The sequence below is a fragment of the Haloferax sp. Atlit-10N genome (assembly GCF_003586325.1).
Taxonomy (GTDB): domain Archaea; phylum Halobacteriota; class Halobacteria; order Halobacteriales; family Haloferacaceae; genus Haloferax; species Haloferax prahovense.
On the sequence record NZ_PSYX01000184.1, the window covers coordinates 1 to 437 of the forward strand.

The following is a 437-nucleotide window of genomic DNA, read 5'->3' on the forward strand; positions in this document are numbered from 1 at the left end:
TCCGTTGTGATGAGCACATTTTCGTAGGGGAATACCAGCTGCTCGTCGGGTTGCATTCTCGCGGTGAGAACAGGGACCGAAGAGAGACGGACGACTTTCTCGCTGACACTGCCCTGAAGATACCGTGACACCCCCCTTCGCCCGTGGGTTGACATCGCGATTAGATCGTGCCCGTACCGATCAGCGTACTCGACAATTGTGGGGGCTGGATTCCCCTGCACGACGTCAGTTTCGTACTCGACCCCAAGGGTCGACAAGGTCTTGCTTGCATCCTCGACGATGCCTTCGCCTTCCTGGACGAGCGCATCGACCACCGTGTTTTCGACGACGGTGACGCTGTCGCGCGTCGTATCTGCGACGAACAAGAGGTGGATCGTTGCGTCCGCCCAGTTCGCGAGTTCCCCGACATGGTGTAGAATCTCACTACTGTCCTCGCT

The 437-nt window shown here is 58.1% G+C and carries 1 protein-coding gene; it reads right to left on the reverse strand.

Annotation, left to right across the window (positions count from 1 at the left end; all coding sequences use genetic code 11):
* The coding region (locus tag C5B91_RS21780; protein WP_147374927.1) for a universal stress protein at window positions 1-437 on the reverse strand (437 nt) is incomplete at both ends.